The organism is Methylobacillus sp., from assembly GCF_036844465.1.
Taxonomy (GTDB): Bacteria; Pseudomonadota; Gammaproteobacteria; order Burkholderiales; family Methylophilaceae; genus Methylobacillus.
Genome location: NZ_DAIUFW010000029.1, coordinates 1 through 8,053, shown reverse-complemented (window position 1 = coordinate 8,053; position 8,053 = coordinate 1). Strand labels below are relative to the sequence as shown.

General features: G+C 57.5%; 7 protein-coding genes. 5 read left to right on the top strand and 2 right to left on the bottom strand.

Features of this window, described 5'->3' with window-relative positions:
* The first annotated feature begins 103 nt into the window (after positions 1 to 103).
* The 5 genes from phnC to V7Z75_RS13845 are packed head-to-tail and all read left to right on the top strand — an operon-like array spanning position 104 to position 4,601.
* Entirely contained in the window at positions 104 to 1,012 is a 909-nt protein-coding gene (phnC, locus tag V7Z75_RS13865) for a phosphonate ABC transporter ATP-binding protein (protein ID WP_370452114.1), read from the top strand.
* A 2-nt stretch (positions 1,013 to 1,014) separates the two neighbouring features.
* Positions 1,015 to 1,875 carry a phosphate/phosphite/phosphonate ABC transporter substrate-binding protein gene (gene phnD, locus V7Z75_RS13860; RefSeq protein WP_334109237.1) on the top strand — a complete coding sequence of 287 codons (861 nt, stop codon included), beginning with the start codon at positions 1,015 to 1,017 and terminating at the stop codon, positions 1,873 to 1,875.
* Positions 1,876 to 2,685 (top strand): phosphonate ABC transporter, permease protein PhnE, encoded by an 810-nt coding sequence (gene phnE, locus V7Z75_RS13855; RefSeq protein ID WP_442919923.1) that lies wholly within the window; start codon positions 1,876 to 1,878, stop codon positions 2,683 to 2,685.
* 24 nt (positions 2,686 to 2,709) lie between these two features.
* Positions 2,710 to 3,720: a phosphonate dehydrogenase gene (locus V7Z75_RS13850; protein WP_024569576.1), complete on the top strand. Its 1,011-nt coding sequence runs from the start codon at positions 2,710 to 2,712 to the stop codon at positions 3,718 to 3,720.
* Positions 3,717 to 4,601: a LysR family transcriptional regulator gene (locus tag V7Z75_RS13845; protein ID WP_004629222.1), complete on the top strand. Its 885-nt coding sequence runs from the start codon at positions 3,717 to 3,719 to the stop codon at positions 4,599 to 4,601. Before V7Z75_RS13850 ends, V7Z75_RS13845 begins: the two co-directional genes overlap by 4 nt.
* A 112-nt stretch (positions 4,602 to 4,713) precedes the next feature.
* Here V7Z75_RS13845 and gmtX read toward each other — a convergent pair whose 3' ends face one another.
* Both gmtX and gmtZ read right to left on the bottom strand, forming a co-directional pair.
* On the bottom strand, positions 4,714 to 5,376 hold the full coding sequence (gene gmtX, locus V7Z75_RS13840) for a gamma-mobile-trio protein GmtX (protein WP_334109236.1): 663 nt from the start codon (positions 5,374 to 5,376) through the stop codon (positions 4,714 to 4,716).
* Entirely contained in the window at positions 5,376 to 7,970 is a 2,595-nt protein-coding gene (gene gmtZ, locus V7Z75_RS13835) for a gamma-mobile-trio integrase GmtZ (RefSeq protein ID WP_334109235.1), read from the bottom strand. Before gmtZ ends, gmtX begins: the two co-directional genes overlap by 1 nt.
* Positions 7,971 to 8,053: the final 83 nt, after the last annotated feature.

Genomic DNA, 8,053 nt, shown 5'->3' with positions numbered 1-8,053 from the left:
CCGACCCATAGCAGACGTCTATATTTGGCATAGATAGCACAACTTATTTCCCTCACAGGCACCCGCGACCATGTCACAAAAATGACATCAACGAGTCATCAGGGTGTCATATCACGACATTACCATCGCTGCAATTCAGATTCGTAATCAGGTCATCATTTTTGATTACGAATTCAAATCTGCCGGAGGTGTCATGATCGAACTACAGAATGTCTCAGTCAGTTATGGTGATGCGATTGCACTGTATCCCACCACTCTCAAACTCCATCAGGGACAGTTCACCGTATTGCTCGGATCTTCCGGCGCTGGAAAATCCACGCTACTTCGCTGTATTAATTCGCTGCATGCGTCGCAGCGCGGCACCACCATTGTCGCCGGCTTAGGAAATTTGGCGAACTCGCGTGCATTGCGCATGCATCGCCGACAGACTGGCATGGTGTTTCAACAGCATCAATTGATTGGCCGACTGACGGCTTTGCAAAACGTTTCGATGGGCCGAATGGGCTACCACACGGCATTACGCAGTCTATTCCCCCTCCCGGCGAAGGATCAATCCATATGCCTGCAAAGTCTGGACCGAGTCGGCTTATTGCACAAAGCCTTAAGCCGTGTCGACGCATTGAGCGGCGGCCAGCAGCAACGCATCGGTATTGCCCGGGCTCTGGCTCAGCAACCTAAACTGGTGTTGGCTGATGAACCGGTAGCCAGCCTCGATCCTGCTACTGCAGAGCGAGTGCTAAGTCTGCTGCACCGCATTTGTAAAGAGGACGGGATTTCGGCGGTCGTCAGCCTGCATCAGGTAGACCTCGCTCAACGTTATGCCGACCGTATTATTGGCCTGTCCCATGGCCGAGTCATTTTTGATGCCGCCCCGCAGACTTTGGATCAAGCCAGTTACGACACGCTGTATGAACAAGTACCCCGTTCTTCTTTGAGCGTTCCACAAGACGCTCGAGAGGAACGGCTTATCGATACTTCATTTCCCATGCAACTTGCTACCGTAAAGGATTGATTATGAAAAAACTCGCATCCGCATTAATGTCTGTCTTGCTTGCCGCCGTCTGCAGCATTGGCCATGCATCATCCAATCCCGATCCAGAAACGCTCAAAGTTGCGCTACTGCCGGACGAAAACGCATCGACCGTAATTAAAAACAACAAGCCGCTCGAAATCTATCTGGAAAAAGAGCTGGGAAAGAAAATTGAGCTGGTGGTTACCACTGATTACTCGTCAATGATCGAAGCCATGCGTCACGGCCGTATCGACATGGCATATTTTGGCCCCTTGTCGTATGTGCTGGCTAAGCAAAAGAGCGACATCGAGCCATTCGCAGCGATGAAGCAAAAGGGTAGCACTACCTACCAGTCCGTATTGATCGCCAATACTGGCGCCGGCATCGCCAAAATCAGTGATATCGTCAACAAGAATGTCGCTTACGGTGATAAGGCATCCACCTCCAGCCATTTGATTCCGAAGTCGATATTGGCGGAAAACGGTTTGAAAGCCGGCGAAAACTATCGCGAACACTTTGCCGGTGCGCATGACGCGGTGGCCATGGCCGTGCAAAACGGTCACGCGCAGGCTGGCGGCTTGAGTAAGCCGATTTTTGAATCCCTGGTTCAGGGCGGACTGGTCGATCCCAACAAAGTAAAAGTTCTTGCCGAATCGAAGCCATATCCGCAATACCCGTGGACCATGCGCAGCAATCTGAAGCCGGAACTGAAGGAAAAGATCCGTGCAGCCTTCTTGAATCTCAAAGATCCGGAAGTCCTGAAACCTTTCAAAGCCGATGGTTTCGGCCCGATCAGCGACAAAGACTATGACGTGGTGCGCAGCCTTGGCACACTGCTCAAGCTCGATCTGTCGAAGTTCTAAGTGAGCGACAGCATGCAAGCTGATTTTGGTTTGATTCTGGCCGAGCGCCAGCGCGTATGGAACCGCACGATACTGCAGTTTGCCGTTGTGCTGGCGATTGTGATCGGTTGCTGGTATTACGTCGGCCTATTTGATGCCGAGCGATTGAAGGATGGCATGCCAAGCCTGGTAAAAATTGCCGGCGAGATGTTCCCACCGAACTTCTCGCAGGCTGGCACCTGGGTCAAACCGGTACTGGATACCTTGGCCATGAGTATCGCCGGCACGGCAATCGCGGTATTGCTATCCATTCCCTTAGGAGTGCTCGCCGCGCGGAATACTAGCCCTCATCCACTCGTGTATCAAGCCACACGCGGCATGTTAAACGCTTTGCGATCGATACCCGAACTGATCATGGGCATCCTGTTCGTGGCAGCCGTTGGCTTCGGCGCATTGCCGGGTGTTTTAGCCCTAGGCTTACATTCGGTTGGCATGATCGCCAAATTTTTTTCGGAATCGATCGAACATGCCGATCCGGCACCGGTAGAAGCCGCGCATGCAGCGGGCTGCACGCCATTGCAGGTGATTTTTCATGGGATCTTTCCCCAAGTGCTTCCGCAAATGGCCGATACCGCGATCTATCGATGGGAATACAACTTCCGTGCTTCGACCGTGATGGGCATGGTCGGCGCCGGTGGAATCGGGTTCGAGCTGATGGGCTCTCTGCGCATCATGCAATACCAGGATGTCTCGGCTATTTTGCTGGTTATTTTAGGCATGGTTACCCTCGTCGACGCCTTCAGCTCCTTCCTGCGTCGCAAGTTCAAATAACTCCCAAAGCTTACAAAGGTTTTTATGAAGCCCAAAGTCGTCCTCACCCACTGGGTGCACCCGGAAATCATCGAATTGTTGTCCGCTAGCGCCGATGTTATCCCCAACACCACACGGGAAACCTTGCCGCGTTCTGAGGTAATTGCGCGAGCCAAAGATGCGGATGCACTCATGGCTTTCATGCCGGACAGCATCGACAGCGCGTTTCTCGAGGAATGTCCAAAGCTGCGTGTCATCGGCGCCGCGCTTAAAGGCTATGATAACTTCGATGTCAACGCCTGCACACGCCACGGTGTATGGCTTACGATTGTGCCGGATTTGCTTACGATCCCGACCGCTGAACTGACTATCGGCCTTCTTCTCGGTTTGACAAGGCATATGCTGGAAGGCGATAGGCAAATCCGTAGCGGACACTTCCAAGGCTGGCGGCCGACACTATATGGCTCTGGTTTGACAGGAAAAACGCTTGGCATCATTGGTATGGGGGCGGTCGGCCGTGCAATCGCCCAGCGCTTGGCTGGCTTTGAAATGAATCTCTTGTATTGCGATCCGATTCCGCTCAATGCCGAACAAGAAAAGGCTTGGCACGTACAGCGCGTCACGCTCGATGAACTGCTCGAAAAATGTGATTATGTCGTGCCGATGGTTCCGATGGCCGCAGAGACACTGCATCTGATCGATGCCACCGCGTTGGCCAAGATGAAAACCGGTAGCTACCTGATCAATGCATGTCGCGGCTCGGTCGTGGATGAGAATGCGGTGATAGCAGCACTGGCGTCTGGAAAACTAGCTGGATATGCAGCCGATGTCTTCGAGATGGAAGAATGGATACGCGCTGATCGCCCGCAGGCTATCCCCAAGGCGCTGCTCGACAATACGGCACAAACGTTTTTTACGCCGCATTTGGGATCGGCGGTCAAGGAAGTTCGGCTTGAAATCGAGCGGCAGGCAGCGATGAACATCATCCAGGCACTCGCTGGTGAAGAACCGATGGGCGCGATTAATCAGCCGTATCCGGGAGTAAAGGCGGCGTGATAGATCTGGAGCGTGTGGCGACGTTCATTGCCGTCGTCAAATGCGGGGGCTTTCGCGAAGCGGCGAAGCAAACTGGATTGTCCCAGCCAACAGTAACGCAGCATATCAAGCGGCTGGAGCAGTCTTTGCAGGCCCGGCTGATTGACCGCGCAACAATGCCGCAAAGCCTGACATTGGAGGGAAAGATTTTTTTCCCCTATGCGGAACAATTGCTCCGTACTAGCCATAAGGCTACGGCAGCCCTCCACAATAAAAGCCTGGTCGTTGGTGCAAGCTCCAATATCGGCATTTATCTTTTACAACCCTATATCAAGGCGCTCCAAGATAAATTAGCAAACAAGATCGATGTGAGGATCGGCAAAAATATCGAGATTGCCGCTTTGCTGGAAACGCTTGAAGTGGATGTAGCGGTAATGGAGTGGTGGGACTCACGTCCTGGGTTCGTCTCAACAGTATGGCGGCGCGAGAGGATGGTTGTCATTGTTCGCCCCGGCCATCCTTGGGCTGCCGAGTCGACCATTCCACTTAAGTGGTTAAAATCCCAGAACTTGCTTGGAGGCGAAGCGGCTACCGGAACTGGGCGCCTACTACAACAATATGCCGGTGCCGACTCGGCAGAGTTCACAGTGGGTATGCAGTTAGGTAGCACCGAGGCGGTCAAACACGCGGTCCACGCAGGGCTAGGAATCTCGCTTGTGATGGAAAGCGCGGTCAAGCATGAACAGGCAAGCGGATGGTTACATGCAATTCCGATTGAAGAAGATGTTTACAAAGATCTTTATCTCGTACATCGCTCAGAAACTTCGTTAAGCGGTCCGGTGGCAAGCCTTGCAGATTTGATTCTCCATTCTCCGGATTTAGGCTCAATAGAATATAAATAGCAAAACGAATGTCTGCTTCTGGCCGAGAGCGGCTGTCTAATTTAATTGAGGTTCAATTCCAAGTTGCTGGCCTGGGTCATTTTTACTGTGGCGCTAACACCGGTATGCCGGGTCAGCCGCCCAGCACCTTGCGAATCGCTGAGGCGAAGCCGACCTCGAACACGGTACGCCCGCGCTCGTTGAGGATTTCGCCGTGGCTGCCTTCCTTCAGACCGCGCTCCTCAAGGTAATCGGCCGATACCGCCTTCTGTAGAGCTTCCCGCTGGGACGGGGTAAGTTGTGCGGCCAGCGCGAGTACCGCTACAGGCTGCGCACCTGGCGCCGAGGAAACCGTGGCGCCCAGCGGGCGGCGGTCCACTGTGACCTGAGTGTTGGCCTTGAGCACGTTGAGCTGCGCTTTGAGCTTGTCACGCTCGGCGATGATGGCCTGCATGATGGAGCGGATGGCGGGGTCTTCAATGCGCATCAGGTAGTCGTGGCTCGCCAGGGTCTTCGGAGCCTTGGGTGCGGGCGGCCCGGCGAAGGCACCCCAGGCTTCGATGAGCGCCTTGTAGTCCGCTGACCGGGCGTTATAGAGGGCACGGCCCTTCATGATGCCTTCGGCCTCGGCGAGGCGCCCAATGGCCGACAGGGAGAAGTCGCGTGAGCCGGCTTCATGCTGTTTGCGGCACAGCTCATGCATTCTCGTGAGATTGTTTCGGCGATTCGAGCGCTCGGCCTTGGCAAGCAAAGACTCCAGCACGGCGTCCGGATGGATGTCCGTTGTGGGATTCATCAATCACTCCCAGGAAGGGTCTGGCGCCCGAGCGGAAACGCTTGGGCACGATGGGACGCGGGCAGCAACGCGGCGAGGTCCAGGTCGAAGTGTTCGCTGAGGCGAGTCCCTGCGTCCATCAGACGAATCACCTCGCGCTGGCCAACTGCCGGGTCTTGCGGATTCATCTGTGTTGCGAGATGGCGCATGAAGGCGTTGCCGGCGAGCAACTGCTCCTGTTCGCTCAACAGCATGAACACGGGTGGCAGGTCGTCGCGGTAGAGGACCGCGTCGAGCAACTGGCTGCGGCGGAACACCGCTTTGCCCGGCTCGATGTCGGGATAGACCTCGACGTTTTCGCACACACCGGCGAGTTGAAGCAGTTCCGACTCCGTCTCCTCGAAGGCGACCTGTACGTCGCCCACCGCGCCGGCGGAGACCAGCTGCGTGCCGTCGCCCTGCGGGGCATCGAGCGCCGCCTTGCAGCGTGCGATGAGACGCCAGCAGGCCACGAGGTCTTCGGCAAGGTCGCTGAAGCGCTTCATGGCACTCTCCCACACCCGCTCGGCCTGCCGGTAGGCGTCCAGCCGGGCGAAGGGTTGACCGGCCTCTTCCGCATCGGCTTTAGCCTTTTTCAGGGCCTGGAGGTCGTTTTCCCGGGCGAGGCAGGTGTTGCGCGCCTCGTCGAAGTGGTAGGCGAGCGTGTTGAAGTGCGCAGCCAGGGCCGGCAGGTGATGCGGCGCGGTCACGAACCAGCGGCAGCGCACGCAGTTGCGGCTGCCACCCGGGACGGGCCCGTACTTGGGGCTTGAAGGCGAGCCCAGGTTCGAACCTCCGTTGTAGCAGCCGCCCACAGCGCCGTTATCCTCAGCCTCACTGGTATTGCCGCCGACCAGACACAAGCCGTGGTGCATCGGCATCCAGCCTACTGGGTTGCGCGCCGCCGGATGCTGCGGAATGGCTGCAGCGAGAGAGGGCACGCTATTGCAGATGGCCTGTTCGAGGAGCACCCCATGCTCGGTGTCGAGCAGGAAGTTCTGGATGCTCGATTCCTTGGACGCTTCCAGCCGCTCAGCGGCACCGCGCAATACGTCGCGGATATGCGTCGCGCCGGGCTTGGTGTAGTAGAGCGTCATCAGCAGTCGGCTGTGGCCGACGAGCTTCTGCAGTACCGGAAATGGCACCTGGCCTTCGAGTGCCAGCGCGGTGATGAGGGAGACCCGGAGACTGTGCAGCGGGAAGAGAGTCGTCAGTCCCCCGTTCCGCGATTCCAGCGGCGGAAGGAAGCGGATTGGTGTGCCATTGCGATGGGTCTCACCTCGGTCGGCCAGTCGCAGTTCTAGTGCTTCGAGCAATCGGAACCAGCCTGCGAACATGGGTGCATCTGACACAGGTAAGTGGCCCTCATTCTCGCGGGCCTCCGGCAAGCGGAACAGGAAACAGGTGTCGGGATAGCCTGCGAGTTGTACTTCGCTCTTCGCATTGATGTGGCGGCCATCGAGTTCTGTCCACGCCGTGCGTCGCGAGACAGGGTTGTACTTCGCCTGCCAGTTGCGCAACTTCTCCAGCCAGTAGACGACATCCTGATGCACCGGTCCGCCGAAGGACCACGGCAGGACGTAGCCCTTTTCAGGGCCGGACTTGGCGATGTCTGCGGTCTTGTTGGTGTTGATGTAGAGCACGGTCGGAACCGTCTCGCCATCGGCAAGCGCGGTGCTGCGGCGAAACACCCCCTGTTCCAAGGGGCGCCGCTCGCTTCCTTGCGCGAGCGCTCCCGCGTTCAACACCCAGTCGCCATCCGCGTAGCGCCAGGTATCCGCTTCGCCGGAATCGAGCATACGGACCTGGAAGGTGCGCAGCGGCAGGATGAGCTTGACCAGCAGCGCAACCCAGCGCACCGGGCTCCACATTTCTAGGCGACTTCCGTTCTTCAAGGGCCGTTCGCGCCACACGCAGTCCGGGTCGTCTCGGTCAATCTGCTCTTCGGTCACCTCGAACCAGTCGGGCGCACCATGCCCGCGCTGGCCGATTTCAACGCCCAGCGCGCTCTGTGCCCACTGCCAGTCGCGGAAGTGCGGTCCCGCCGCGAGCATCTGCCGCAACTCGTCGATGTAGCCGTAGGGCAGCGGCGAATGGACGCTCTCTTCGCGCCTCGGCAGACCACTCCTCGACATCCGGGGCACCGGGTTGTGGAAGGCCGGCGAGAGCACCGGCTGGCCATTGTCGTCAGCTTCGCTGAACTCGCGCAGCAGCACGAAGTGCAGGAAGGCGTGGATAGAGTTGTTGTACTGAATGCCCTCCTCCGAATCCGGACACGCGGTCCGGTAGAAGGCGGGCAGAACGGTGGTGCGCGCCAGGAACACCGCCGGGTCGAGCGGTAGTGATTGCTGGATGAGGTAGCGCTCGAAGAAGGCCACCAGCGCATAGAGCCGTCTGGCCACCCCGCGTGTTTCGCCTTGCAGCCACGCTACCGCCAGGACCCGCCAGGGTTCGAGCTGCGGATACTCCCGTGCGACCCAGCCGAGGGACGTGTCCGTATCGCGCTTAACCCCCTTCTTCCTTGCCGCTGCACCCGTAGAGGCTGTAAAGACGGATGTTTTCTTCCTTTCGGTCATGACGAATCCTTAGTCCTTAGGTTCGATACCCGGCAGCAGCAAGCCAGAGTTGGAGGGCCGCCAGCCCTGCGTGCCCCGTAGCC

Coding starts and splice junctions, on each gene's coding strand:
- phnD (WP_334109237.1), top strand. CDS start 1,015: ATGAAAAAACTCGCATCCGCATTAATGTCTGTCTTGCTTGCCGCCGTC.
- V7Z75_RS13850 (WP_024569576.1), top strand. CDS start 2,710: ATGAAGCCCAAAGTCGTCCTCACCCACTGGGTGCACCCGGAAATCATC.
- gmtX (WP_334109236.1), bottom strand. CDS start 5,376: ATGAATCCCACAACGGACATCCATCCGGACGCCGTGCTGGAGTCTTTG.
- gmtZ (WP_334109235.1), bottom strand. CDS start 7,970: ATGACCGAAAGGAAGAAAACATCCGTCTTTACAGCCTCTACGGGTGCA.